Below are 22,761 nucleotides of genomic sequence, written 5' to 3'. Positions count from 1 at the left end.
CCTGGAGACGGGCTTTAATACACGAAGGGGTTTGGCACGTCCATGTGTGTGGATCATGCCGCATCCAGTGTGAGACGTGGCGCAAGTAATGGGCCGCCGGTGAACTCGCGCAGGGCCGCGACCGGGCCTTGGTGCGTCGATCCTCGCGGACGCCACGGCAATCACGCTGCATCGCTCACTGCGTACGCAGTCGGTGCTGCGCAATGCCGTGCGGCGTGATCAGGCTGCGCTGCCGGCGGCGTGGCCGGATGCCCAGGCCCACTGGAAGTTGTATCCCCCAAGCCAGCCGGTGACGTCCAGCACTTCGCCGACGAAGTACAGGCCAGCCACCAGCCGCGACTCCATGGTCGCACTGGAGACCTGATTCGTATCGACACCGCCGAGGGTGACTTCAGCAGTGCGGTAGCCCTCGGTTCCGCTGGCGATCAGCGGGAAGGCAGAGAGCAGCTCGGCCGCGCCCTGCAACTGCGGCGGATCCAGCTGGCGCACCGGCTTGTCCGGCAACCACACCTCGCACAGGCGTTGCGCAAAGCGTCGCGGCAGCACATCGCCCAGCACATTGCGCAGCTCGGTGGCGCCGCGCTGCTGTTTCTGCTCGCGCAGCCACGCGCCCGCGTCGTGTCCCGGCAGCAGGTCGAGCCGCAAGTCGTCGCCAGGCTGCCAATACGAAGAGATCTGCAGGATCGCCGGCCCACTGACGCCGCGATGGGTGAGCAGCATGAAGTTGCGGAAGCTGGCGCCGTTGCAGTGCGCTTCCACCGGCAGGGCGAGACCGGACAGGTCCTGCAGACGTTCCTGATGTTTGCCGCTCAAGGTCAGCGGTACCAGCCCGGCGCGCGTCGGCAGCAGCGCATGGCCGAATTGTCTGGCCAGGGTGTAGCCGAAGCCGCTGGCGCCCATGCTGGGTATCGACAGCCCGCCGGTGGCGACGATCAGCGATTGCGCCTGCACGCGCCCCAGGCTGGTGTCGAGCGTGAAACCGTCGCTGTCGCGACGGACCGAGCGCACCTCGCACTGGGTGTGGATCTGCACCCCGGCCGCCTCGCACTCGTCCAGCAGCAGCCGCACGATCTGCTTGGACGAGATGTCGCAAAACAGCTGGCCCAGCTCTTTTTCGTGATACGCGATGCCATGGCGCTCCACCAGCTCGACGAAATCGCCCGGGCTGTAGCGCGCCAGCGCAGATTTGCAGAAATGGCGATTGGCGGAAATGAAGTTGCCTGGCGCGGTCCCGGTATTGGTGAAATTGCAGCGCCCGCCGCCGGACATCAGGATCTTCTTGCCGACCTTGTTGGCGTGGTCCAGCACCAGTACCTGACGGCCACGCCGGCCGGCGGTGAAGGCGCTCATCAGGCCGGCAGCCCCGGCACCGATGACCAGCACGTCGCACCGCATGTTCATTCGGCCGGCGCTTGTCGCACCATCGGGGTCAGGGTGACGCTGCCGTGGTCGGCCAGCATCTGCACTTCGCCGTCCTGGATGATCACATCAAAGCGCATGCCGCGCTGGATCAGCGCGCCCAGCGCTTCGGTGGCCTGGGAGTCGAGTTCGATCACGCGCAGGTTGCGGTGCCGGCCCATGGCGTTGGCGTGCTTCTTCCACCAGGTCTCGGTAGCCTGACCGCCGTAGCCGATGACCACCGCTTCGCGCGAGCGGTTGCAGGCCTTGCGCACGCGGCTTTCATCGGGCTGGCCGAGGTCGATCCACAGGTCCGGGTCGCCGGTGTAGTCGCGCCGCCACAGGTCGGGCTCGTCGTCGTTGCTGAGACCGCGGCCGAATTCCAGGCGGTCATCGGCGAACAGGGCGAACGCGAGCAGGCGCACCATCAGGCGCTCGTCGGTTTCGGAAGGGTGTTGGGCCAGGGTCAGCGAATGGTTGGCGTAGTAGCCGCGGTCCATGTCGCTGATCTGGAGCTCCGCCCTGCGGACGGTGGCGGTGAGGGCCATCAGGATGCCGATTGCAAAGGGCGCTCATGATACGCGCCCGTCCCAGCTACGGCGCGTTACGTCCGCGCGCGTGGTTGCCCAGCCAGCCAGCGGTCCAGCTGGGCGGCGAAGGCCTGACGATCGCGGGCATGCAGCGCCGCTGGCCCGCCGGTTGCGATGCCGGCACCGCGCAGCTCTTCCATGAAGCCTCGCACCGACAGGCGCTCGGCGATGGTGTTGCTGGTGAACGCTTCGCCGCGCAGCCCGACCGCCGCGGCGCCTGCTTCCAGCGCGCGCGCAGCCAGCGGGATGTCCTGGGTCACCACCAGGTCACCCGCGGCCACCCGTTCGGCGATCGCATCGTCGGCCGCGTCCGGGCCGCCGGGCACCTGCAAGGCGCGTACATGGGGCAGGGAAGGCGTACTGAGATAGTGGTTGGCGACCAGGGTCACGGCAATGCCGGTGCGTGCTGCGGCGCGGAACAGGATGTCGCGGATCACCGCAGGGCAGGCATCGGCATCGACCCAGATCTGCGCGCGTCTCGGTGCTGGAGGCGTATTCATCGAGTGATTGTGGATGGGGATGGGCCCGACAGACAGTCGGATTTGGCCTGACGGCAAAAGATTTGACGCAAGGTGTCGCTTTTTGCCGAAAACACGAGTACTGTGCACGCACTGTGTTTGCAAGGGTCACCGTGAATCGTGGCCTGGTGCAGCCGGATCGTTACAGATCTCGCTTCATCGTTCCGCTTTACCAACGCCTGCAACTCAGTCTCAGCTCCGGCTTTTCGGACGCTGCGATTTATCCATCTATAGTTCAGGAGTTAGTAAAATGTCAGATGCATCACGTCAGAGCGGTACCGTGAAGTGGTTCAACGATGCCAAGGGCTTCGGCTTCATCACCCCGGAAAGCGGCCCGGACCTGTTCGTGCACTTCCGTGCCATCCAGGGCACCGGCTTCAAGTCGCTGCAGGAAGGCCAGAAGGTCACCTTCGTCGCCGTGCAGGGCCAGAAGGGCATGCAGGCTGACCAGGTGCAGGCGGTCTAATCCGTCTGCAACCTTAGGGTTGCCAAAAACGCCGGTCGCGCAAGCGGCCGGCGTTTTTTATTGTCCGCTGCGTACCCCGTGCAGCGGGGCTTGTGTCATCGGAGATGGCTGGTCTTCTGCATCCAGGCCGTGGGTGATTTCTGCGGCCTGCCGAATTTTCGTCCCGGCGTCATCGACTACGTGGCACCGCCTGCAACAGACGCCGGCCCGCATGTGGAGCGTTGCTCGCCGCGAGCAGGCAAATGGCTGGGCCACTGCGCGGCGCACTACATCGCGGCCGCGGCACGGCTTGCGCACGGCAACGACGTCCGGATGGTTAGGATGACGCTTTCCGTGTGCGGCCGCTTGCCATGATCACTGTTCACCATCTCAACAACTCCCGTTCGCAGCGCGTGCTGTGGCTGCTCGAGGAGTTGGCACTGCCTTACCAGATCGTGCGCCACGAGCGCGATCCCAAGACCATGCTGGCCCCGGCGGAGTTGCGCGCGATCCACCCGCTTGGCAAGTCGCCGATCATTGTCGATGGCGACCTGACCATCGCCGAGTCGGGCGCCATCCTCGACTACCTGACCGAGCGCTACGACACCGAATGCGCGTTGTCGCCGCCTGCACGCCCCATCGACTCACCCGAACGTCAGCAGTTCCGCTACTGGATGCACTACGCCGAAGGCTCGGCGATGCCGCCGCTACTGATGACGCTGATCTTCGCTCGTATCCGCAGCGCGCCGATGCCGTTCTTTGCCAAGCCCATCGCGCGTGCCATCGTGGACAAGGCGATGTCGGGTTTTGTCGGCCCGCAGGTGAAGTTGCATCTGGATTGGATGGAACAGTCGCTGCAGGCCAACGCCTGGTTTGCCGGCGAACGCTTTACCGCTGCCGACATCCAGATGAGTTTTCCGGCGCAGGCTGCCGCCGCGCGCGGCGGCGGGCTGGAGAGCTACCCGCAATTGCGCGCGTTCCTGGAGCGGATCGAGGCGCGCCCTGCGTACCAGGCTGCACTGAAGAAGGGTGGCCCCTATGCGCTGATGGGCCGCAATAGCAACGACTGATGCCAGGGCCGGCAACGGCATGACGTTGCCAGCCACGTGGTTGCTGTAGCGGCGGCGCCTGCTGAGCCAGCGGGCTTGCCGGGGCAGCAGTTATTCAGCGGTGCATGACGTGCGCCAGCCCCACCTCAGGGTGCCTGGCACTGACGAAGGAAGTGCAGGGTGTCGCGCAGTTCCGGCGAGTCGGCCGGCGGCTTGCGGAAGGCGAGCACCAGACCCATGTGGCCGACTCCTGGGTAGAGCTTGACCTGTACGTTTTTGCCCTCGCCACGCATGGCCGAAGCCAGCGCGGTGCTGTTCTGTGGCTCAACGACGCGGTCGGCATCGCCATGCAACAACAGCATCGGCGGCTCGTTGCCGTCGACATGCAGGACCGGCTGCGACCTGGCCTGCTCGTCCTGCGAGGTGCCGAAGATCTCGACAAGTTCGGGGTCGGTCATCGGAAGAAAATCGTAGGGGCCGGCCAGGCCGACAAAGCCGCATAGCTGCTGGGGCTGAAGGCCTTGCGCCTGTAGCCAGTGGCCATCGGTCGCCAGCAGACCGGCGATATGGGCGCCGGCCGAATGCCCCATCACCGCCAGTCGCTTGGGGTCGCCGCCATATTCGCGCGCATGCCGGGCGCTCCATGCGGTCGCGCGGGCGGCGTCGGCCATGAAGCCTTGCAGCCCCACCTGCGGGTACTTGCGGTAGTCGGCCACCATTGCGACCACACCTTGACGGGCCAGGGCCTCACCCATCCAGCGATAGTTGGCGCGCTTGCCGCGTTTCCAGGTGCCGCCATAGAAGAACACCACCACTGGTGCACCCACCGCACCGCGTGGCTGGTAGACATCCAGGGCCAGGCCGTGCTCCGGATCGAACACCTGGTTGGGATGTTCGACGACGCCCTCGCGACTGGAGACGGCATTGATGCCGCCAAAGAACACGCTGCTGCAGGCCGTCAACGTGAGGGAGCCAAGCAGCAGGATGGCGGGACGGATCCAGCGGGAGGCGCGAAGAGGCATGGGCGATGTCGGTTGAGGGAAGAGGTGTGGAGCCAGGCGGCTGATGACGGGCGACGCGTGTTGAATCGTTCCGCCTTGTTCGGTGGTGGCATCCGCAACTGCGTCGCAGCTACGGGAGCGTGGCGATGGCGCTGCGTATTAGCGTTGATCTGTTGTCGCCAGCATGTGCAGGAGGAGCTCGCTTGGTGTCGGCATGCGAAGTGGAGAATACGAGGCGCCCGCCAGCGCGGATGCGGCGGCCGCCCATGCCAAGTTCACCGTCGCTGGCCTAGGCTTGGCGCATGACAGACCTGCATTTTGATAATCGCCTGCGCCAGCAGTTGCCCGGCGACCCGGAGCACGGGCCGCGCCGTCGCGAGGTCGGCGCGGCCTGGTCGTCGGTGTTGCCGACGCCGGTCGCCGCACCGCGCGTGTTGGCTTACTCGCCGGAGATGGCGCAGCTGCTTGGGTTCGATGCGGCCGAGATTGCCAGCACGCGCTTTGCCGAGGTCTTTGGCGGGAATGCGCTGTATCCGGGCATGCAGCCATGGGCGGTCAACTACGGTGGGCACCAGTTCGGCCATTGGGCCGGCCAACTGGGCGACGGCCGGGCGATTTCGCTGGGCGAAGCGGTCGGTGTGGATGGCGGGCGCCACGAATTGCAGCTCAAGGGGGCCGGCCCCACGCCGTATTCGCGCGGCGCCGATGGCCGGGCCGTGTTGCGTTCGTCGATTCGCGAATTCCTGTGCAGCGAAGCGATGCATCACCTGGGCGTGCCGACGACGCGTGCGCTGAGCCTGGTGACCACCGGCGATGCAGTGGTGCGCGACATGTTCTACGACGGCCGGCCGCAGCGGGAGCCGGGAGCGATCGTATGCCGGGTGGCGCCATCGTTCGTTCGTTTCGGTAATTTCGAATTGCCGAGCGTGCGCGGCGACATGGCGCTGCTGCGGCAATGGGCGGACTTCACCATCGCGCGCGATTTCCCCGAACTGCAAGGTACGGGCGAGGCGTTGTACGCAGCCTGGTTCGCGCAGGTCTGCGAACGCACGGCAGTGATGGTGGCGCACTGGATGCGGGTGGGCTTCGTGCACGGGGTGATGAATACCGACAACATGTCGATCCTGGGCCTGACCATCGACTACGGCCCGTATGGGTGGGTCGACGATTACGACCCGGACTGGACCCCGAACACCACCGACGCGCAGGGCCGCCGCTATCGCTTCGGCACCCAGCCGCAGGTGGCGTATTGGAACCTGGGCCGGCTGGCGCAGGCGCTGGCGCCGCTGTTCGCCGACGCCGCTGCCTTGCAACAGGGGCTGGATCGCTTTCGCGATACATATCTGGCCTGCGACCGCAACGACACCGCCGCCAAGTTGGGGCTGGCCGAGTGCCGCGACGAGGACCTGCAACTGATCGATGCACTGCGCGCGCTGATGCGCGACGCGGAAATGGACATGACGCTGGCCTTCCGCGCCTTGCTCGACGTCACACCCGAGCATCCGGATCCGCAGTTGCTGCGCGATGCGTTCTACGACGACGACAAGCGCCAGGCGAATGCGCCGCAGCTGCACGATTGGCTGCAGCGCTATGCCCTCCGGTTGCAGCAGGACAGCTTGTCGCCGGAACAACGGCGCGAGCGGATGCGCCTGGCCAACCCGCGTTACGTGCTGCGCAATTACCTGGCGCAGCAGGCGATCGACAAGGCCGAGCAGGGCGATCCATCGGGCGTACAGGATTTGCTGGAGGTCATGCGCCGGCCCTATGACGACCAGCCCGGCAATGCCGCGTTCGCAGCCCGCCGGCCGGAGTGGGCGCGCGATCGCGCCGGGTGTTCGATGCTGTCCTGCAGTTCCTGACGCGCTCAGACGCACGGACGCTGTAACTGCCGCGCCAAGGGCTGCGCAGCCTAGAATACGGCTGTCCCCACTGGCAACGACGCCATCCCACCATGACAGACTGTACCCGCTGCGCCGGCAGCAACGCCTCCGGCCCCAATCACTGGTCGGAACGGATTCGCGACATTGGCGACTTTCCCAAGCCAGGGATCGTGTTCAAGGACATCACGCCGCTATTGTCCGACGGCCCGGATTTTGCCTCTGCGCTGGATGAAATGGCGCAGCCCTGGCGCACCACGCCGCTGGATGCGGTGCTGGGCATCGAGGCGCGCGGCTTCATCCTCGGGGCAGCCCTGGCACGCGAACTGCGCACCGGGTTCGTGCCGGTGCGCAAGCCGGGCAAGCTGCCCGGGCGGACGCTGATCCAGGAATATGCGCTGGAATACGGTACCGATCGCATCGAAATGCATGAAGACGCGCTGCCGCGCGGCGCGCGCGTGCTGATTGTCGACGACGTGCTGGCCACCGGCGGCACGCTGCGTGCCGCGCTGGCGCTGGCCGCACAGCTGGAGCTGGAGGTCGTCGGTGCGGCGGTGCTGGTCGAGCTGAAGGCGCTGCAGGGCCGCGAGAAATGGGCCAACGATGTGCCGCTGCTGGCGACCTTGGCTTACTGAGGTCGGACGACCGAGCTGAGCGCGCTTGGCGGAAGGTCGACGTGATCGGTGTTCGGACTGTGCCGCACGCACCTGCATCGCGGCTTTCCGCCATGCTCGGCTGCCTGCCAAGCGCTCATCGCTGGTGTGCGTTTGGTCGGTCTTGATCGTGCCTTGCGACAGGCGCGGGTTGCCGGTGCATGCAACGGCGTCACGCCAGCAACGCCTGGCACGCGGCCGGCATTGCACCGGCCGCCTCCTGTGTAGCAAGACTCGCTGGACTCGGCCAGCACCGCTGCAAGGTTCGTGCGCCCGCGCAGGCTGCGACTGTTGCTTAGAGCTTGCTGACCCGAAACCGGCGTCCCTTGATCTTGCCTGCGTGCAAGTGCGTCAGCGCCTTGGCGACATGCGCGCGGGCGATGGCGACATAGGAGCGGGTGGGGTAGATGGCGATCTTGCCGATCGCCGCGCCAGAGAGTCCGGCTTCGCCGGTCAATGCGCCGAGGATGTCGCCAGCGCGCAGCTTGTCGGTCTTGCCGCCGTCGATCCGCAACGTGGTCATCGCCGCCTGCGGCAGCTGCGCCGGGCGGGCGGTGGCCAGCGGCGCACGCGACCACTTCAGCGGCTGGCCCTGTTCGGCTTCCAGTGCCTGCGCACGCGCCGCTTCGCGCGGTGCCACCAGGCTCAGCGCCAGGCCGTGCTTGCCGGCGCGCGCGGTGCGGCCGATGCGATGCCGGTAGGTTTCGGTATCGGTGGGCAGCTCGTAGTTGACCACGGCCGACAGGTCTTCCACGTCCAGCCCGCGCGCGGCCACGTCGCTGGCCACCAGCACGTTGCAGCTGCGGTTGACGAAACGCACCAGCACTTCATCGCGGTCGCGTTGTTCCATGTCGCCATGCAACGCCAGCGCTGAAAAACCGAATTCCTGCAGCGAGCCGGCCACCTCGTCCACTTCCTTGCGGGTATTGCAGAACACCACGCTGGATTCGGGGCTGAAGCGCAGCAGCAGGCCGGCGACGGCCTTCTGCCGATAGGTCGGGTCGACCTCGAAGAACTGCTGGTCGATTTCCGGCGCGCTGTCGGCGCCTTCGACGGTGATTTCGATCGGGTCCTTGAGGATCTCGCGCGCCAGCGTGCGGATGATGTCCGGGAAGGTGGCCGAGAACAGCAGGCTCTGGCGGTGCTTGTCGCAGCGGCTGGCGATCTCGCGGATGGGTTCTTCGAAACCCATGTCGAGCATGCGATCGGCCTCGTCCAGCACCAGCGTGCGGACCCCGCCCAGGTGCAGGGCGCGCTTGCGGGCCAGTTCCTGGATGCGGCCGGGCGTACCGACCACCACTTGCGGGTCGTGCGCTTCCAGCGAGGCCAGTTGCGGGCCTAGTGGCATGCCGCCGGTCAGTACCACCAGCTTCATGTTGGGGATGCCGGTGGCCAGCTTGCGCAGTTGCTTGCCGACCTGGTCGGCCAGTTCGCGCGTGGGGCAGAGCACCAGCGCCTGCGCGCGGGTCAGCGCCGGGTCGAGCTTCTGCAGCAGGCCCAGCCCGAAGGCGGCGGTCTTGCCGCTGCCGGTCGGCGCCTGGGCGATGACGTCCAGCCCCTGCAGGATCGGCGGCAGGCTTTGCGCCTGGATGGGAGTAAGGACGGTGTAGCCAAGGGCGTCGATGCCGGGGACCAGGGCCGGCGACAGCGGCAGCGCGGAGAATTCGTTCATGGCGCATTTTAGCGGGAATCGGGAGTAGGGAATCGGGAATCGCAACGGCGAGGCTTTTCCATTCCCGATTCACCATTCCCGATTCCCGTACAATCAGCCCATGCCTTTAATCACTCTGCAAAGCGTCGACTACAGCGTCGGCGGCCCCTTGTTGCTGGAAAAAACCGACCTCACGATCGAGCCGGGCGAGCGTATCGCCCTGATCGGTCGCAACGGCGCCGGCAAATCGACCTTGATGAAATTGATCGCCGGCGAGCTCAAGCCCGATGACGGCGAAGTGCGCGTGCAGCAGGGCGTGCGCATTGCACGGCTGGAGCAGGAGGTGCCGCAGGGCACCGGCGGAAGCGTGTTCGATGTGGTGGCCGATGGCCTGGGTGAGTTGGGCCACTGGTTGGCCGAGTTCCACCAGCTCAGCCATGCCGAGGTGTTCGACGCCGACGCGTTCGGCAAGGTGCAGGCCAAGATCGACGCGGCCGAGGGCTGGGCGCTGGATCAGCGCGTCGGCGAGACGCTGACCAAGCTGGAACTGGACGGCGATGCGGAATTTGCGCGGCTGTCCGGCGGCATGAAGCGACGCGTGCTGCTGGCGCGCTCGCTGGTGTCCTCGCCGGATGTGCTGCTGCTGGACGAGCCCACCAATCATCTGGATATCGAAGCGATCGATTGGCTGGAGTCGTTCCTGAAAGGCTGGAACGGCAGCGTGCTGTTCGTGACCCATGACCGGCGCTTTTTGCGTGCGTTGGCCACCCGCATCGTCGAGATCGACCGTGGCCAGGTCACCAGCTGGCCGGGCGACTGGGCCAATTACGAGCGCCGCCGCGAAGAACGGCTCAATGCGCAGGCGCAGGAAAACGCGCGCTTCGACAAGATGCTGGCACAGGAAGAAATCTGGATCCGCCAGGGCATTAAGGCGCGGCGGACCCGCGACGAAGGCCGTGTGCGGCGTCTGGAGTCGATGCGCAACGAGCGCGTGCAGCGGCGCGATCTGACCGGTAATGTGCGTATGGAAGTCTCGCAGGGCGAGTCGTCCGGCAAGAAGGTGATCGAGGCCAAGGAGGTCGGCTTTGCGTTCGGCGCGCGCACGATGGTCAAGGATTTTTCGACCATCATCCAGCGTGGCGATCGCATCGGCCTGATCGGCCCCAACGGCAGCGGCAAGACCACCTTGCTCAAGTTGCTGCTGGGCGATCTGCAGGCGCAGGAAGGCGAAATCCGCATCGGCACCAATCTGCAGATTGCGTATTTCGATCAGTACCGCTCGACCCTGCGCGAGGACTGGAGCGCCATCGAAAACGTGGCCGAAGGCCGCGATTTCCTGGAAATCAACGGCAAGCGCAAACATGTGCATGCGTATCTGCAGGACTTCCTGTTCACGCCCGAGCGCGCCCGCGCGCCGATCACCCGCCTGTCCGGTGGCGAGCGCAATCGCCTGTTGCTGGCGCGGCTGTTCGCGCAGCCGTCCAACCTGCTGGTGATGGACGAACCGACCAACGATCTGGACGTGGAGACGCTGGAGTTGCTGGAGGAGCTGCTGGGCGAGTACACCGGCACCTTGCTGCTGGTCAGCCATGACCGCGACTTCCTCGACAACGTGGTGACCTCGACGCTGGTGATGGAAGGCGATGGCCTGATCGGCGATTACGTCGGCGGTTACAGCGATTCGTTGCGCCAGCGGCGCACCCCGGCGCCCAACGCGATGGCGGTCGCCAAGGCCTCGGCGACTGCTGCAGCGACCACGCCCGTGGCAGTTGCGGCGGCAGCGGTGGATGCCGCGCCCAAGCGCAAGCTGAGCTACAAGGAGGCGCGCGAACTGGAGCAATTGCCTGGCTTGATCGAGACGCTGGAGCAGCAGGTCGCCGCGCTGACCGAGGCAATGAACGACCCGGGGTTCTATCAGCGCGACAGTGCGGCAATGACCGCGCACACCGCAGCATTGAGCGACGCGCAGGCGCAGCTGGATGCGGCATACGCGCGCTGGAGCGAGCTGGAGTAGTCCGCCGGCGCGCGGTTGCGTGCCGGCCTTGGGTGTCGCGCTGCGCTGTTTGTTCGCGCAGGCGTCGCTGCGTCCCTGCGGGCGATGACTACGCTTCGCAGGCCGCGCCTCATGCCGTCATTTGCAAGTTGCGCTCAGCTACAAGCAAGCGACGCCGCGCATGCAGGTAACGCACCTGTCATCTTCAGGCAGCAATGGTGAGCCGACTCATTCAATCGCAAGCGCTGGCCGGCGCCACGAACGCTGCAAACGTCAGTTCGCGCGTGGCCCAGCTGGTGGCGGCTTCGTCGAGAATGTCCAGCAAGGTATCGCGCTCGCTCGGCGCTGCCTGCGCCAATGCCTCGGCGCCGTCGATCAATAGCGCGTAGCCGCGCGGGGAGGGCAGCCACGCCAGGTCGCGCAGCGCATCGCTCAAGGCATCCCAGTTGCGGCCGAAGCCGACGGGGAAGTCCAGTTGGGTGGCCAGGCGCATCAACAACATGCGCTTGTCGCTGCAGGTGGCCAGATCCACGCGCAGGATGCGCAGGCCGGCATCGCGTGCCAGCGCAGCCATGGTGTCCAGATCGTCGGTGTCGGCTTGATAGACGCCCGATTGCTGCGGGTCGGACAGGTCCAGCGCAAAGTCGCCCGCGCTCATGGCGCCTGCTCCGGTGTCGGGCCCTGGAACGACTTGAAGCTCTGGTAATGATCGTCGCTGTAGTACCAGGTCTGCGGCGGGGTGCCGCCGGTAACGATGCGGCGTGCGCCGCGGTCGGTGCTGCCAGACGTGTCGACGGTGTATTCGCGGTAGTAGCCGCGCGGGCGCTCCGGCAGCCGGTGTTCGCGGTTGCCGAAGACGCTGCCATCCTGGGCATGCGGGAACGGCCCGCCGCGCTGGATCAGGACGATGGTGGCCATGGCTTCGATCGGCAGAAAGGCCGGCAAGTGCGGCACCTGACGCGCTGGCGGTGTGGCGGCGATCGGTGCGCTGAGCTGCGGCGCAAACTGCGGCTTGGGCGTCTGCAATGCCCGCATGCCCCACAAGCCGGCGACGAGCAGCACGATGGCGACGATCAGCAAAGCGGGCTTGCGCATGAAGACGTTCCGGGAGCGAAGAGTGTGCGGCAGAGCAAGTATGCCGTCGCGCGACTGTGTCGACTTTGAACGCGGCCGGGCGGCTGCGCGATTCACATCCAAGTAACCGGGGGCTGGTGCAAGGTGTGCAGCCAACAGGGCGCGGTCCCTGCTCGAATGGGATGAAGTTTCCCTGCCGCTGCCCTTGGTAAGCGCCGTCGGCGTCCTTACCATCTACCCCGCAACGCCCGGTCTTCGCCGGGCGGCAAGTCCAGGAGACACGCATGGCCTACACCCTTCCGCAGTTGCCCTACGCCTACGACGCGCTGGAACCGAACATCGATGCGCAGACGATGGAAATCCATCACACCAAGCATCACCAGACCTACATCAACAACGTCAACGCGGCGCTGGAAGGGACCGAATACGCCGACCTGCCGATCGACGAGCTGGTGTCCAAGCTGAAGAGCCTGCCGGAAAACCTGCAGGGCCCGGTGCGCAACAACGGTGGCGGCCACGCCAACCATTCGCTGTTCTGGACCGTGCTGTCGCCCAGTGGCGGCGGTGAGCCCAAGGGCGAAGTTGCCAAGGCGATCGACAAGGACATCGGTGGTTTCGAGAAGTTCAAGGAAGCCTTCACCAAGGCCGCCGTCAGCCGCTTCGGCTCGGGCTGGGCATGGCTGAGCGTGACCCCGGACAAGAAGCTGGTGGTGGAAAGCACCGCCAATCAGGACAGCCCGTTGTTTGAGGGCAATACCCCGATCCTGGGCCTGGACGTGTGGGAACACGCGTACTACCTGAAGTACCAGAACCGTCGCCCGGAATACATCGGCGCGTTCTATAACGCAGTGAACTGGGAAGAAGTCGAGCGCCGCTACCACGCTGCGATCGCCTGAGTCCTGCGCGCAGGCTATGACACAAGAAGGCCGGGAGCGATCCCGGCCTTCTTTGTTTGCTGCGGTTTGTCGTGTAGGAGCGCACCTGGGCGCGACGAAGCCGTACCGATAAAGCCCCCGTCGCCCCCGGGTGCGCTCCTACGATTGCAAGGGAACCCATGAGCCTGGCGTCCAACTCGCGGGCGCAGCCGATGCTGACCCTGCAACGCAAGAAGGCCGGAATCGATCCCGGCCTTCTTCGGTTGTTGCAGTTTGTCGTGTAGGAGTGCACCTGGGCGCGATGGGGCTTTAACGGTAAGGCTTCGTCGCGCCCAGGTGCGCTCCTACCTTTAGCCTGCAGGCAATCAGAACTTGGCGTCGAATTCGCGGGCGTAGCCGGTGTTGACGATGACCTTCTGCAGCGCGTCGCTGATCTTGATGTTGCCGGCCACGATCTGCTGGGTTTCCGGGCCCATATTGTCCATGCGCGGCGGAGTGGCGCCCTTGTAGTCGCAGACGCGGCCACCGGCCTCGCGTACCAGCAGCACGCCCGCGGCGATGTCCCAGGCTTTGACGCCGGCTTCGAAGTAGGCATCGGCGCGACCGCAGGCCACATACGCCAGATCCAGCGCGGCTGAGCCGGTGCGGCGCACGTCTTCGGCCTGGACCAGCAGGGCATCGACGCACTTCAGCTGCGCACTGATCCGTGCGCGCTCGCGCGGCGGGAAGCCGGTGTGGATCATTGCGCCGTCCAGATCCTTTCGCTCGGCGATACGGATGCGGCGGTCGTTGAGCACGGCGCCGGCGCCGCGGCTGGCGGTGAAAAGCTCGTTGCGTAGCGGATCGAAGATCACCGCATCGGTAGGTTCGCCGTTTTCCACCAGGGCGATCGACACGCAGTAGTGCGGAAACCCACGCAGGTAGTTGCTGGTGCCATCCAGCGGGTCGATGACCCAGGTGTAACGGCCACTCTTGCCGCCCTGCACGCCGCCTTCTTCGCCAAACACGGCGTACTCGGGGTAACCGCGCTTGAGTTCCTTGATGATGACCTTCTCGGCATCGGCATCGACTTCGCTGGCGTAGTCCATGCGGCCTTTTTGCACGACGTTGAGTGCATCCAGCTTGTTGATACCGCGCAACAGCACATTGCCGGCGAGGCGGGCGGCTTTGACCATGACGGTGACGGCGGGTTTCTGCATGGTTAAAGCTCCCGTGAAGGCAGAATCGGAGATGGCGAAGGTAAAAGAGCGGTCCGGCGCGAAAGCCGGCCGCGCAGTTTACCATCTACGGCCGAACAGCTCCCCAATCTCCGTTCATGTCCGTCAGTCAGCGCATCCGTTTTGTTCTTGTCGGTACCCAGCATCCAGGCAACATCGGCGCCGCCGCGCGTGCGATGAAGACCATGGGTGTCTCGCGGCTGGTGTTGGTGGCTCCCGAGCGCGCGCTCGATGAAGACGCCTATCGGCGCTCGGCCGGTGCCGAGGACGTGCTGGGCAATGCGCCGCTGTTCGACACGCTGGGCGAGGCGGTGGCCGACTGCACGCTGGTGATCGGCTGCACCGCACGGGCGCGCCGTGTAGCGCTGGAAGAATTGCTGCCGGACGAAGGCGCGCAGCGCGCCCTGGCCAAGGCGGGCGAGCCGGCCGAGGTGGCGTTCGTGTTTGGCCGCGAGCGCACCGGCCTGACCAACGACGAATTGCAGCTCTGCCATGCGGCGGTACATATCCCGTCCGACCCGCAGTTCAGTTCGCTCAATCTGGCGGCGGCGGTGCAGGTGCTGGCCTATGAGGTGCGGCTGGCGCAATTGGCCGCCGGCGAGGCCGACCCCGCGCCGGTACCGGCCTCCGGCCTGCGCGACGGGCCGGCCAGCCATGCGCAGCTGGAAGGCATGTTCGGCCAGCTGGGCGAGACCCTGGACGAGATCGACTTCCACAAGGGCCGCGCGCCGGAGTCGGCGATGCGCAAGTTGCGGCGGTTGCTGCTGCGCGCGGAGATGACCGAGCAGGAGGTGCGGCTGATCCGCGGCATCCTGTCCGATGCGCAGCGCATGGCAATGCTGGCCAGGCGTGCCGGAAACTGACGTCTGTCACATCTTCAAAGATTCGGCTAGGCTGTCCGCGGCTCTAGGGGAGTGTCCGTTTTGCGCGGTCTACAATGGTGTCTGATTGCCTGCTGGCTGGTGGCCGGTGCAGGCTTGGCCGTGACGGCTGCGGCAGCGCCCTCCTCGGTATTGGTGCTCGGGCGGATCAGCGATGACCCCGCCACACATTACGATCAACTCAAACCGCTGCTGGACTACGTAGTGCCGCGCATGCGCGAGGTGGGCATCCGTCGGGGCGAAATCCTGATGGCGCCGGATGCGCGCCAGATGTCCAGTTACCTGCGGCGTGGCCGGGTCGACTGGGTCAGCGAGACCACCGGTGCGGCGATGCTGCTGGAGCGGCGCGGCGGCGTGCATCCCTTGCTGATGACCGAGCGGGGCGGTGTGCGCGACTTCCATACGGTGTTCTTCGTGCGCCGCGACAGCCCGATCCGCTCGCTCACGCAACTGCGCGGGCATAGCCTGGCGTTGCAGAATGCATCGTCCACCAGCGGCTATCTGGTGCCGATGCTGGAGCTGATGCGCAACGGCATTGCCTGCGATGTGCTGCTGTCGCCGGACGACCCCCAGGTGCCTGGTTCGGTCGGCTATCTGATGGTCGGCTCCAAATTGAACATCGCCGCTTTCGTGCACAAGCGCCTGATCGATGCCGGGGCCTTCAGTAATCTCGATTGGGACGACGAGCGGCATCTGCCGCCGGTGTTCAAACGCGATTTCCGCATCGTGTACCGCAGCGCGCCGGTGCCGCGGGCGGTGGAAATGGTGCGCTCCGGCATGGACCCGGCAGTGGAACGCCGCCTGCGCGTGGTGTTGCTGCAGGCCGCCTCCGACCCGAAGGCCGCACCGGCGCTCAAACGTTTCTTCGGCACCACCGCGTTTTACCCGCTGGATAGCGAGAGTCGCAGGCGTCTGGATGCATTGAGCACCGGCCTGCAGCACGTCAGGAATGAAATGGAATGAGTCAGGTGCGCTTCGGGTTGCAGGCACGTTTCCTGTTGGTCATGGCGCTGACCCTGTTGCTCGTCGGCGCGATCCTGGCGTCGCTGTTGCAACGCCAGAGTGCGATGCAGCGCGAAGTGCGCGGGCTGAGCGCGCAGATCCTGCACGAGCTGTTCGATCGCAGCCTGCGCACCCGCGGCGAGACGCTGGCGACCGAGCTGGCCTCCGGGCTGGCCAACCCGCTGTATTACTCCGACCTGGGCGCGGTGGGGGCGCTGGTGCGCAATGCGTCGCGTCAGCAAGTGGTGACGTATGTGCTGGTGTTCGACCGGCGCGGCCTGCTGGTGCACGACGGCACGCCCAACCTGCAGCGCTACGGACAGCGCATGAACGACCCGCTCGCGGCCAGGGCGGTGGCGGCGCAGGCGATGTTGCTGCAATCCTCGCCCGAGGTGCTGGACGTGACGGTGCCGATCAAGGTCGGCGATCAGCGTATCGGCGGCGTGCGCGTGGGCATGTCGCGCGAGCGGGTGCGCAAGATCGAATCTGGCGCCAACCTGACCCTGGTCGAGAACCTCAATGCGATCGGCAAACGCGATCTGGGCTGGTTGCTGGTGCTGCTGGCCGCGCTGGTGGCGCTGGGCGTGCTGCTGGCGATCTATGTGCAGCGCACGCTGGTGGCGCCGGTGCGGTTGCTGGCTGCGGCCGCACGCCAGATCGAGCGTGGCGACTATGCCGTGCAACTGCCGCCGCATCCGCGCAACGACGAAATCGGCGAGCTGATTTCCGCCTTCGGCCGCATGAGCGAAAGCATCGCCCGGCACGACCGCGAAGTGCGTCATATGGCCTACACCGATGCGCTGACCGGGCTGACCAATCGCCTCGGTTTTCGCGAAGGACTGGACCACCTGCTCAACACCGCACGCAGCAGCAACAGCAAGCTGGCGCTGCTGTTTGCCGATATCGACGACTTCAAGCGCGTCAACGACACGCTAGGGCATGAGGCCGGCGACGAGGCCTTGCTGCAGTTCGCCAGCCGGATCAGCCGCGCGGTTTCGGCGCTGGGTGGCGACGATGCGATCCTGGCGCGCTTCGGCGGCGATGAGTTCGTGATCCTGCTGCAAAGCGGCGATGTCAGCCTGCTCGCCGCACAGCTGGCGGACCGCCTGGTGCACGAGTTGAGCCGCCCGTTGAACGTGCAGGGCCGTGAAGTGTTCCTGGGCACCTCGATCGGCATTACCCTGTTTCCGGACGATGCCAACGATGCCACCGCGCTGTTGAAGAACGGCGACATCGCGATGTACCAGGCCAAGGTCGCCGGCAAGAACTGCCACCGCTTCTACAGCCGCGCGGCCGACCATGCGGTGGAGCGTCGCGTGCACATGGAGCACGAGCTGCGCGGTGCCTGGGAGCGCGACGAATTGCGGCTGGTGTATCAACCGATCTACCGCACCAGCGACCGCGTACTGGTGGGCGTGGAGGTGCTGCTGCGGTGGCAGCACCCGGCGCTGGGCACGATTGCGCCCTCTACCTTCATCGATATCGCCGAGCAGAGCGGGCTGATCGAGACGATCGGCCCCAAGGTGCTGCGCGCGGCCTGCCTGGAAGCGGCGCAATGGCCGGAAGTGGGCGAGGGCCTGTTCATTTCGGTCAATGTGTCGCCGCGCCAGCTGCGCAGCGGCGATCTGATCGACACCGTGGCCGAGTGCCTGGCCGAGTCCGGCTTGCCGGCCGCGCGGCTGCACCTGGAACTGACCGAGACGGCGGTGATCGGCGACGAGATGATGGCCGCCAGCCTGCTCGATCAGCTGCACCGCACCGGGGTGAAGGTGTGGCTGGACGACTTCGGTACCGGCTTCTCCGGTTTGAGCCATTTGCGCCAGGTGCCGGTGGACGGGGTCAAGATCGACAAGAGCTTCATCGCCGACCTGCAGCGCGACCCGGACGATCTGGCGCTGACCACCGCCATCATCAACATGGCCCATTCGCTGGGGATCACCGTGGTGGCCGAAGGCATCGAGCAGGAAGCGCAATTCAACCTGCTGCGCGAGCGCGGTTGCGACCTGGGGCAGGGGTACTGGTTCAGCAGGCCGTTGAGCCCGGCCGACATGGTCAAGCTGATCGCCGCGGGCTGAACAGCGTAGGAGCGCACCTGGGCGCGAAGGAGCTTTATCGGTAGGGCTCCGTCGCGCCCGGGTGCGCTCCTACGGCAGAGTGCGCTGGGTCTGGGTGGTTGCCGTGGCCTTTCGTCGAGGATTTCGCGCGCGGCGCGGTGCCCGATAACCCCGTAGGAGCGCACCTGGGCGCGACGGGGCTTTATCGGTAAGGCTTCGTCGCGCCCGGGTGCGCTCCTACGGCAGGGTGCGTTGGGTCTGGGTGGTTGCCGCGGCCTTTCGTCGAGGATTTCGCGCGCGGCGCGGTACCCGATAACCCCGTAGGAGCGCACCAGGGCGCGATGGGGCTTTATCGGTAAGGCTTCATCGCGCCCGGGTGCGCTCCTACGGCAGGGTGCGTTGGGTCTGGGTGGTTGCCGTGGCCTTTCGTCGAGGATTTCGCGCGCGGCGCGGTGCCCGATAACCCCGTAGGAGCGCACCAGGGCGCGATGGGGCTTTATCGGTAAGGCTTCGTCGCGCCCGGGTGCGCTCCTGCGAGAGGGTGCGTTGGGCGTTGGGGTTACAGCGGCCGTTTGCCGGTATCGCCAGGGATTTCGCGTACCAGGCGCGGGACCAGATAACCGGACAGCCGCGTGGCCAGTTCCGCATGCAGGGCGCGTGCGCGGGCGTCGTCCACTTCGAAATGCGCCACGCCGGCTACGCGATCGAGCTGATGCAGGTAGTACGGCAGCACGCCGGCGGCGAAGCTGCGTTCGCTCAACGCGGCCAGCGCGTCCACGCTGTCGTTGACCCCGCGCAGCAACACCGCCTGATTGAGCAGTTGCACGCCGGCACCGCGCAATGCCTGCATGGCGGTGTCCACGTCGGCATCGAATTCGTTGGCATGGTTGGCGTGGATCACGAAGGCCACCGGCCACGGCAGGCTGCGCAGCCAGGCCCGCAAGGGCGCGTCCACGCGCGCGGGCAGTACCACCGGCAGGCGGCTATGGATGCGCAGCCGCTTGAGGTGCCCGATGGCGGCCAGGGCATCGGTGAGTTCGACCAGTTTTGGTGTGGCCAGCGACAGCGGGTCGCCGCCGGACAGCAGCACTTCGTCGATGTCCGGGTCGGCAGCGATCGCCTCCACCGCCTCACGCCAGCCATCGCGCGCGGCGGTTTCTTCCGCATACGGGAAGTGGCGGCGGAAACAGTAGCGGCAATGCACCGCGCAACTGCCGGTGGCGATCAGCAGGGCGCGACCGCGGTATTTCTGGATCACCCCGGCGGCGGTCTTGGCGGCGGCATCGCCGACCGCATCCAGGCCGTAGCCCGGCACCGGCTGCATTTCTGCATCCAGCGGCAGTACCTGCCGCAGCAGCGGGTCGTGCAGGTCGCCGTGCTGCATCCGCGCCACGAATGCCTGCGGTACCCGTAGCGGGAACTGCGCGGCTGCGTCCGCGCTGATACCGGCCGCTTGCGCGTCCAGGCCCAGCAGTTCCAGCAACGTGCGCGGGTCGCGCACGGCGTCGCGCCACTGCTGCTGCCAGCGCGGCGGCTGCAGGGCGGTGGGCTGGGATGGCTGTAAGGCGACGGGGGCTGCGGTTATCATGTGCGGTCACAAAACCAATGCCCGCCGGTTGCGGCGGGCGCCCCATTCTAATCCGACCGGCCACCGTGTGGCGGGTCGTGGTCTTATCGAGGAGCTGCACCATGGCCACTGTTGGCATGAACGACGTCAAGAACGGCATGAAGATCCTGGTCAACAACGAACCGGCGGTCATCACCGAGACCGAATACGTCAAGCCGGGCAAGGGCCAGGCCTTCACCCGCATGAAGTACCGCTTCATCAAGTCCGGCCGCGTGGTCGAAATGACCATGAAGGCCACCGACGACGTGGAAGTGGCCGACGTGGTCGATACCGACATGCGCTACCTGTACAGCGATGGCGAGTACTGGCACTTCATGGACCCGGAAACCTTCGAGCAGGTGCAGACCGACAAGGCGGGCATGGGCGGCGCCGACAAGTGGCTCAAGGGCGAGGAAGATTGCATCGTGACGCTGTGGAATGGCGCACCGATCTGGGTGCAGCCGCCGAACTTCGTCGAACTGAAGATCACCGAGACCGACCCGGGCGTACGCGGCGATACTTCCGGTGGCGGCGGCAAGCCGGCGACGCTGGAAACCGGCGCAGTGGTGCGCGTGCCGCTGTTCGTCAATCAGGACGAAGTGATCAAGGTCGACACCCGTTCGGGCGAATACTCGGCGCGCGTCAAGTAAGCCGGATGCGCCCGGGACGCTGGCCTGGTCGAGCGGTACGCAGTGCCGGTGTGCTGGTGGGGCTGTGGGCTGCGCTCGCAGCGTGCCCGGCCGTTGCGCAAACGGCTGGCGCAACCTGCGACGACGCTGACGTGGCCGCCGTTGCGGCCATCGCGACGTCTGGCCGGGTGGGCGGCGCCGCAACTGCGCTGTCGGTCGACCGGGTGGTGGCCCAGGGCTGCAAACCGTGGCCGAACGATCCGGCCATCCGGCTGGCGGCAATCGCATTTGCTGGCGACGCACAGACCGAGCCTAGCGAGCGCGACATTGCGTTGCGTGTCGCCATGCTCGATGCCGCCAGCGGCAAGGTGCTGGCGTCTTACGCGCAGGACATGGGCGAGGACGCCGCGTTCGAACTCGCTGCCGACGGCCTGCGCCTGGATACTGCGCGCTACGACCTGGCCAAGGGCGTGCGCGCGATCGGTGTGGTGGTGCATAGCGCTGCGCGTGGGCCCAGTTGCCCGGATTTTTACAGCAATCAGGCCTTGACCCTGCTGGTGCGCGAGGGGCGCAGCTTGCGTCCGGTACTGCAACGCGATCTCTATGCGTGGCAACGCGTGAAAGGCGAGCCCTGCAGCCCGGGGAAGGGCGATGTGATCACCGAAGTCGCCAATCTGAGCCTGGCCATGGCACCGCAGGGACATGCCGGCTACGCGGACATCGTGCTGACAGCCAACGTGTCTACCAGGGAAAGCGCCGCCGGCGGCGACACCGATACCGAACGCACCCGTCGCGTGCGCCAGATAGTGCAGTACAACGGCCAGCGCTACGTGCCTGTGGCCGCTGGCGATCCCAGCTGGCCGTTCGACAACTAACCCTTTATGGATACGCTCATGACCAATGCCCCTCCCGAAGCGTGCGACCTGTTGATCGAAGCCGGTTACGTGGTGCCGATCGAACCGCATGCGGTGGTGCTCGAAGAGCACGCGGTGGCGGTCAGCAACGGCGTCATCGTGGCGATCGCACCGATTGCCGAAGCGCGCGCACGGTTTGCGCCGAAGCAGACCGTCTCGCGCCCGGAAGCGGCGCTGATGCCGGGCCTGGTCAATGCGCATACGCATAACCCGATGACCTTGCTGCGCGGCATTGCCGACGATCTGCCGCTGATGGTGTGGTTGCAGCAGCACATCTGGCCGGTGGAAGCGGCGGTGATCGGGCCGGAGTTCGTGGCCGACGGCACCACGTTGGCGATCGCCGAAATGCTGCGTGGCGGCACCACCTGCGTCAACGAAAACTACTTCTTTGCCGATGTGCAGGCCGCGGTCTACAAGCAACACGGTTTCCGTGCGCTGGTCGGCGCGGTGATCATCGATTTCCCCACTGCCTGGGCGTCGTCGGACGACCAATACTTCGCGCGGGCCGGCGAGCTGCACGACCAATGGCGCGACGATCCGTTGATCGGCACTGCGTTCGCTCCGCATGCGCCGTACACGGTGAACGATGCCAACTTCGAGCGCGTGCGCATGCTTGCCGACCAGCTGGACATGCCGGTGCATCTGCACACGCATGAAACCGCGCAGGAAGTGTCCGATTCGGTCAAGCAATACGGCCAGCGCCCGCTGGCACGCCTGGATCGGTTGGGCCTGGTCAACGACCGCCTGATCGCCGTGCACATGACCCAGCTCACCGATGCAGAAATCCATCTGTGCGCCGAGCGCGGCGTCAGCGTGGTGCATTGCCCCGAGTCCAACCTCAAGCTCGCATCGGGCTTTTGCCCGGCCTGCGCATTGCAGCGTGCCGGGGTGAACCTGGCCATCGGCACCGACGGCTGCGCCAGCAACAACGACCTGGACATGTTCAGCGAAAACCGAACCGCCGCGATCCTGGCCAAGGCCGTGGCCAACGATGCCACCGCGCTGGATGCGGCCACCACGCTGCGCGCAGCCACGCTGGGCGGCGCGCGCGCGCTGGGCTTCGGCGACAGGATCGGCTCGATCGAAGTCGGCAAGCAGGCCGATCTGGTCTGCGTGGATCTGTCTGCGCTGGAGACACAACCGTTGCATCATGTGCTGTCGCAACTGATCTATGCCGCCGGCCGTCATCAGGTCACCGATGTGTGGATCGCCGGCAAGCCCAAGCTGGTGCAGCGCGAGCTGATCGACATGGATACCGCTGCCCTGGTCGCCAATGCGCGGCAATGGCGCGAACGCATCCGCACCGTCCGCGCCTGACCGCGCGTCATCGCATC

Annotated in this window: 21 protein-coding genes; 12 read left to right on the top strand and 9 right to left on the bottom strand. The window is 66.2% G+C overall.

What is annotated here, in order from left to right; genetic code table 11:
• Positions 1-219 precede the first annotated feature (219 nt).
• From FHY18_RS01975 to FHY18_RS01965, 3 genes are read right to left on the bottom strand one after another with little or no spacing between them, the layout of a single operon-like run.
• Entirely contained in the window at positions 220-1,401 is a 1,182-nt protein-coding gene (locus FHY18_RS01975; RefSeq protein ID WP_259150645.1) for an NAD(P)/FAD-dependent oxidoreductase, read from the bottom strand.
• Entirely contained in the window at positions 1,398-1,946 is a 549-nt protein-coding gene (locus tag FHY18_RS01970) for a YaeQ family protein (protein ID WP_014503075.1), read from the bottom strand. Before FHY18_RS01970 ends, FHY18_RS01975 begins: the two co-directional genes overlap by 4 nt.
• Before the next feature lie 56 nt (positions 1,947-2,002).
• A complete protein-coding gene (locus tag FHY18_RS01965) occupies positions 2,003-2,488 on the bottom strand; it encodes a YaiI/YqxD family protein (protein WP_259150642.1) in 486 nt (161 codons plus the stop codon).
• Positions 2,489-2,756: 268 nt separating this feature from the next.
• Between FHY18_RS01965 and FHY18_RS01960 the strand changes: the two genes are divergently transcribed.
• Both FHY18_RS01960 and FHY18_RS01955 read left to right on the top strand, forming a co-directional pair.
• The gene (locus FHY18_RS01960; RefSeq protein ID WP_005923176.1) at positions 2,757-2,972 is read left to right on the top strand and encodes a cold-shock protein; all 216 of its coding nucleotides are present in this window, start codon (positions 2,757-2,759) and stop codon (positions 2,970-2,972) included.
• 350 nt (positions 2,973-3,322) lie between these two features.
• On the top strand, positions 3,323-4,021 hold the full coding sequence (locus FHY18_RS01955) for a glutathione S-transferase (RefSeq protein ID WP_259150641.1): 699 nt from the start codon (positions 3,323-3,325) through the stop codon (positions 4,019-4,021).
• Between the two features lie 125 nt (positions 4,022-4,146).
• Here FHY18_RS01955 and FHY18_RS01950 read toward each other — a convergent pair whose 3' ends face one another.
• A complete protein-coding gene (locus tag FHY18_RS01950) occupies positions 4,147-5,022 on the bottom strand; it encodes an alpha/beta hydrolase (RefSeq protein ID WP_259150640.1) in 876 nt (291 codons plus the stop codon).
• Between the two features lie 281 nt (positions 5,023-5,303).
• On the opposite strand from FHY18_RS01950, the gene FHY18_RS01945 reads away from it, so the two are divergent.
• Together FHY18_RS01945 and FHY18_RS01940 are read left to right on the top strand one after the other, a co-directional pair.
• Entirely contained in the window at positions 5,304-6,860 is a 1,557-nt protein-coding gene (locus FHY18_RS01945; RefSeq protein WP_259150639.1) for a YdiU family protein, read from the top strand.
• Between the two features lie 92 nt (positions 6,861-6,952).
• Positions 6,953-7,513, top strand: a complete 561-nt coding sequence (locus tag FHY18_RS01940) for an adenine phosphoribosyltransferase (protein ID WP_259150638.1) — start codon at positions 6,953-6,955, stop codon at positions 7,511-7,513.
• Between the two features lie 313 nt (positions 7,514-7,826).
• On the opposite strand, the gene dbpA is transcribed toward FHY18_RS01940, so the two are convergent.
• The gene (gene dbpA / locus FHY18_RS01935) at positions 7,827-9,203 is read right to left on the bottom strand and encodes an ATP-dependent RNA helicase DbpA (RefSeq protein WP_259150637.1); all 1,377 of its coding nucleotides are present in this window, start codon (positions 9,201-9,203) and stop codon (positions 7,827-7,829) included.
• Positions 9,204-9,303: 100 nt separating this feature from the next.
• Here dbpA and FHY18_RS01930 point away from each other — a divergent pair, with 100 nt between their 5' ends.
• A complete protein-coding gene (locus FHY18_RS01930; protein WP_259150636.1) occupies positions 9,304-11,196 on the top strand; it encodes an ATP-binding cassette domain-containing protein in 1,893 nt (630 codons plus the stop codon).
• Positions 11,197-11,407: 211 nt separating this feature from the next.
• Here the strand turns inward: FHY18_RS01930 and FHY18_RS01925 are convergent, their stop codons facing one another.
• The gene (locus tag FHY18_RS01925) at positions 11,408-11,833 is read right to left on the bottom strand and encodes a barstar family protein (RefSeq protein WP_259150635.1); all 426 of its coding nucleotides are present in this window, start codon (positions 11,831-11,833) and stop codon (positions 11,408-11,410) included.
• Complete coding sequence (locus tag FHY18_RS01920; RefSeq protein ID WP_259150634.1) at positions 11,830-12,270, bottom strand: ribonuclease; 441 nt, start codon at positions 12,268-12,270, stop codon at positions 11,830-11,832. Before FHY18_RS01920 ends, FHY18_RS01925 begins: the two co-directional genes overlap by 4 nt.
• 263 nt (positions 12,271-12,533) lie before the next feature.
• Here FHY18_RS01920 and FHY18_RS01915 point away from each other — a divergent pair, with 263 nt between their 5' ends.
• A complete protein-coding gene (locus tag FHY18_RS01915) occupies positions 12,534-13,145 on the top strand; it encodes a superoxide dismutase (RefSeq protein ID WP_259150633.1) in 612 nt (203 codons plus the stop codon).
• A 344-nt stretch (positions 13,146-13,489) separates the two neighbouring features.
• On the opposite strand, the gene FHY18_RS01910 is transcribed toward FHY18_RS01915, so the two are convergent.
• Positions 13,490-14,323 carry an inositol monophosphatase family protein gene (locus FHY18_RS01910; RefSeq protein ID WP_046963628.1) on the bottom strand — a complete coding sequence of 278 codons (834 nt, stop codon included), beginning with the start codon at positions 14,321-14,323 and terminating at the stop codon, positions 13,490-13,492.
• A 116-nt stretch (positions 14,324-14,439) separates the two neighbouring features.
• On the opposite strand from FHY18_RS01910, the gene FHY18_RS01905 reads away from it, so the two are divergent.
• From FHY18_RS01905 to FHY18_RS01895, 3 genes are read left to right on the top strand one after another with little or no spacing between them, the layout of a single operon-like run.
• Entirely contained in the window at positions 14,440-15,204 is a 765-nt protein-coding gene (locus FHY18_RS01905) for an RNA methyltransferase (RefSeq protein WP_259150631.1), read from the top strand.
• Positions 15,205-15,255: 51 nt separating this feature from the next.
• The gene (locus FHY18_RS01900; RefSeq protein WP_259150630.1) at positions 15,256-16,185 is read left to right on the top strand and encodes a phosphate/phosphite/phosphonate ABC transporter substrate-binding protein; all 930 of its coding nucleotides are present in this window, start codon (positions 15,256-15,258) and stop codon (positions 16,183-16,185) included.
• Positions 16,182-18,299 carry an EAL domain-containing protein gene (locus FHY18_RS01895; RefSeq protein WP_259150629.1) on the top strand — a complete coding sequence of 706 codons (2,118 nt, stop codon included), beginning with the start codon at positions 16,182-16,184 and terminating at the stop codon, positions 18,297-18,299. The genes FHY18_RS01900 and FHY18_RS01895 overlap by 4 nt, the downstream gene beginning before the upstream one ends.
• Positions 18,300-18,837: 538 nt before the next feature.
• On the opposite strand, the gene epmB is transcribed toward FHY18_RS01895, so the two are convergent.
• Positions 18,838-19,866, bottom strand: coding sequence for an EF-P beta-lysylation protein EpmB (epmB, locus tag FHY18_RS01890; protein WP_259150628.1), 1,029 nt, complete (start codon positions 19,864-19,866; stop codon positions 18,838-18,840).
• A gap of 101 nt (positions 19,867-19,967) precedes the next feature.
• Between epmB and efp the strand changes: the two genes are divergently transcribed.
• The 3 genes from efp to FHY18_RS01875 are packed head-to-tail and all read left to right on the top strand — an operon-like array spanning position 19,968 to position 22,744.
• Positions 19,968-20,534, top strand: coding sequence for an elongation factor P (gene efp, locus FHY18_RS01885; protein ID WP_259150627.1), 567 nt, complete (start codon positions 19,968-19,970; stop codon positions 20,532-20,534).
• Between the two features lie 50 nt (positions 20,535-20,584).
• Entirely contained in the window at positions 20,585-21,388 is an 804-nt protein-coding gene (locus FHY18_RS01880; RefSeq protein WP_259152457.1) for a hypothetical protein, read from the top strand.
• A gap of 18 nt (positions 21,389-21,406) precedes the next feature.
• Positions 21,407-22,744 (top strand): TRZ/ATZ family hydrolase, encoded by a 1,338-nt coding sequence (locus tag FHY18_RS01875; protein WP_259150626.1) that lies wholly within the window; start codon positions 21,407-21,409, stop codon positions 22,742-22,744.
• Positions 22,745-22,761: the final 17 nt, after the last annotated feature.

This window comes from Xanthomonas sp. 3793 (genome assembly GCF_024806835.1).
GTDB classification, from domain to species: domain Bacteria; phylum Pseudomonadota; class Gammaproteobacteria; order Xanthomonadales; family Xanthomonadaceae; genus Xanthomonas; species Xanthomonas arboricola_F.
The sequence above is the reverse complement of the archived record's forward strand: the minus strand, read 5'-3'. Positions and strand labels throughout refer to the sequence as shown.

What these genes read in the sequence shown, in the direction of transcription:
- FHY18_RS01975 (WP_259150645.1), bottom strand. Translation starts at nt 1,401, where the DNA reads ATGAACATGCGGTGCGACGTGCTGGTCATCGGTGCCGGGGCTGCCGGC.
- FHY18_RS01950 (WP_259150640.1), bottom strand. Translation starts at nt 5,022, where the DNA reads ATGCCTCTTCGCGCCTCCCGCTGGATCCGTCCCGCCATCCTGCTGCTT.
- FHY18_RS01920 (WP_259150634.1), bottom strand. Translation starts at nt 12,270, where the DNA reads ATGCGCAAGCCCGCTTTGCTGATCGTCGCCATCGTGCTGCTCGTCGCC.
- dbpA (WP_259150637.1), bottom strand. Translation starts at nt 9,203, where the DNA reads ATGAACGAATTCTCCGCGCTGCCGCTGTCGCCGGCCCTGGTCCCCGGC.
- FHY18_RS01955 (WP_259150641.1), top strand. Translation starts at nt 3,323, where the DNA reads ATGATCACTGTTCACCATCTCAACAACTCCCGTTCGCAGCGCGTGCTG.
- FHY18_RS01905 (WP_259150631.1), top strand. Translation starts at nt 14,440, where the DNA reads ATGTCCGTCAGTCAGCGCATCCGTTTTGTTCTTGTCGGTACCCAGCAT.
- FHY18_RS01960 (WP_005923176.1), top strand. Translation starts at nt 2,757, where the DNA reads ATGTCAGATGCATCACGTCAGAGCGGTACCGTGAAGTGGTTCAACGAT.
- FHY18_RS01910 (WP_046963628.1), bottom strand. Translation starts at nt 14,323, where the DNA reads ATGCAGAAACCCGCCGTCACCGTCATGGTCAAAGCCGCCCGCCTCGCC.
- FHY18_RS01940 (WP_259150638.1), top strand. Translation starts at nt 6,953, where the DNA reads ATGACAGACTGTACCCGCTGCGCCGGCAGCAACGCCTCCGGCCCCAAT.
- FHY18_RS01930 (WP_259150636.1), top strand. Translation starts at nt 9,304, where the DNA reads ATGCCTTTAATCACTCTGCAAAGCGTCGACTACAGCGTCGGCGGCCCC.
- FHY18_RS01965 (WP_259150642.1), bottom strand. Translation starts at nt 2,488, where the DNA reads ATGAATACGCCTCCAGCACCGAGACGCGCGCAGATCTGGGTCGATGCC.
- FHY18_RS01875 (WP_259150626.1), top strand. Translation starts at nt 21,407, where the DNA reads ATGACCAATGCCCCTCCCGAAGCGTGCGACCTGTTGATCGAAGCCGGT.
- FHY18_RS01895 (WP_259150629.1), top strand. Translation starts at nt 16,182, where the DNA reads ATGAGTCAGGTGCGCTTCGGGTTGCAGGCACGTTTCCTGTTGGTCATG.
- FHY18_RS01945 (WP_259150639.1), top strand. Translation starts at nt 5,304, where the DNA reads ATGACAGACCTGCATTTTGATAATCGCCTGCGCCAGCAGTTGCCCGGC.
- FHY18_RS01970 (WP_014503075.1), bottom strand. Translation starts at nt 1,946, where the DNA reads ATGGCCCTCACCGCCACCGTCCGCAGGGCGGAGCTCCAGATCAGCGAC.
- FHY18_RS01925 (WP_259150635.1), bottom strand. Translation starts at nt 11,833, where the DNA reads ATGAGCGCGGGCGACTTTGCGCTGGACCTGTCCGACCCGCAGCAATCG.
- efp (WP_259150627.1), top strand. Translation starts at nt 19,968, where the DNA reads ATGGCCACTGTTGGCATGAACGACGTCAAGAACGGCATGAAGATCCTG.
- epmB (WP_259150628.1), bottom strand. Translation starts at nt 19,866, where the DNA reads ATGATAACCGCAGCCCCCGTCGCCTTACAGCCATCCCAGCCCACCGCC.
- FHY18_RS01915 (WP_259150633.1), top strand. Translation starts at nt 12,534, where the DNA reads ATGGCCTACACCCTTCCGCAGTTGCCCTACGCCTACGACGCGCTGGAA.